The 1,870-nt window shown below is 69.4% G+C and carries 2 protein-coding genes; both read left to right on the forward strand.

Annotation, left to right across the window (positions count from 1 at the left end; all coding sequences use genetic code 11):
• Positions 1-1,285, forward strand: a 1,285-nt coding sequence (locus FKP22_RS28995; RefSeq protein WP_259372473.1) for a helicase-related protein, incomplete at its 5' end; no start/stop codon positions are given.
• A 25-nt stretch (positions 1,286-1,310) separates the two neighbouring features.
• Positions 1,311-1,870: DUF2939 domain-containing protein (locus FKP22_RS29000; protein ID WP_141291615.1), on the forward strand; the 560-nt coding region annotated here is incomplete at its 3' end.

A 1,870-nucleotide genomic window follows, 5' to 3' on the forward strand; every position in this document is an offset into this window, starting at 1 on the left:
CGAGGAAAACGTGCCGGCCAACGGCGCGCGCGTGGTCTCCAGCACCATCGAGATGGTCGGCACGCGCGACGCGGTGGACGTGGCCGTGATCGACGAAGCGCAGATGATCTTCGACGCCTCGCGCGGCTGGGCCTGGACCCAGGCCATCGTCGGCGTGCCGGCGCGAGAGCTGATCATCATCTGCTCGGCCTATGCGGTGCCGGCCATCGAGAGCCTGCTGGGCCTGTGCGGAGAGAGCCCGGTCATCCGGCAGTTCGAGCGCAAGCAGCACGTGGAGCTGCTGAAGGCACCGGTGCCGATTCCGGCGCTGAAGAAGGGCGATGCGGTGGTGGCCTTCAGCCGCCGCGAGGTGCTGATGCTGCGCGACCAGATCGGCGCCAACGGCCACCCGGTCTCGGTGATCTACGGCGCGCTGCCGCCCGAGGTGCGGCGCCGCGAGGCCGAGCGCTTCGCCACTGGCGAGTCGCACATCCTGGTGGCAACGGACGCGATCGGCATGGGCCTGAACCTGCCGATCCGCCGCGTGCTGTTCTCCACCATGACCAAGTTCGATGGCGTGGGCGACCGGGTGCTCAGCGAGTCCGAGGTGCACCAGATCGCCGGCCGCGCGGGCCGCTACGGCATCCACGAAGAAGGCTTCACCGGTGTGCTGCACGAAGCCGAGCCGGGTGCGGCGCGTTCGCTGAAGGAACTGCTGCCCCGCACGCCGCGTGCGCCGCTGCACTTCAAGGCACCGGTGGCGCCGAACTGGTGGCACGTCAGCACCATCTCGCAGCGCCTGGGCAAGCAGAAGCTGCACGAGGTGCTGAGCGTGTTCATGGCCCAGCTGGAGCTGGACAACGCGCACTTCCAGGTGGCCGAGCTGGAGCAGATGCTGGCGCTGGCCGCCGAGCTGGACCACAACGCCGGCACGCTGAGCCTGAAGGAGCGCTTCATCTACGCCCAGGCGCCCGTGGACACGCGCACCGAATCGCTGGTGCAGGAGTTCTTCGGCTGGGCCTGGCAACACGCCCGCACCGGCCAGGCCGGCCGGCCGGACTTCCTCGGCCAGGTCGACGGCTTCAGCCGGCTGGACCGCATGGAGCAGACGCTGCGCGCCTGCACGCTGTGGCTGTGGCTGGACCTGCGCTTCCCCGGCATCTACGGCCACCTGGAAGAGGTGGTGGCGCTGCGCAGCGAGCTGAACGACGGCATCGAGCGCCAGCTCAAGGGCAAGAAGCCGCTGTGGCAGGCCCGTGGGGGCGGCGGCGGTGGTGGTGGTGGCAACCGTGGCGGGCGGCGCTGAGCGCTCGCAGGGAACAGGCCTGGACATGAAGACCAAGACCTGGGCCGCGCTGGCGCTGGTGTTTGCCGCCGCGCTGGCCGTCTACTGGTACGAATCGCCCTGGCTCACGCTGTGGCAGATGCAGTCTGCCGCCAAGTCCGGTGATGCGGCCAGCTTCAATGCGCATGTCGACTACCCGCGCTTGCGCGAAAGCCTGAAAGGCCAGGTCTCGACGCTGCTGGCCGACCAGATGGGCGGCTCGGATGGCAACAATGTCGGTTCGGCCATTGGCGGCCTGCTGGGCATGTTCGTCGCCGACAAGGCCATCGACGCCTTTGTCCGCCCCGAGACCGTGATGCGTGCGATGCAGGACGGCAAGCTGCTGCCTTCGCTGCATCACCGCAAGCCCTCGGCCTCGTCGCCAGATGGCACCGCGCCACCGCCCGCAGGCGAGCGCCTGCAGTGGCAGACCGAACGCGAAGGCGCCGACCGCTTCGTTGCCTATGCCCTCAAGCCCGGCACGCCGCGCGAGCAGGCCACGGCCTTCGTGCTGGCGCGCCAAGGCTTTGCCGACTGGCGCTTGAGCGAGCTGCGGTTGCCGCAGCT

This window comes from Ideonella azotifigens, assembly GCF_006519715.1.
Classification (GTDB): Bacteria; Pseudomonadota; Gammaproteobacteria; order Burkholderiales; family Burkholderiaceae_C; genus Ideonella; species Ideonella azotifigens.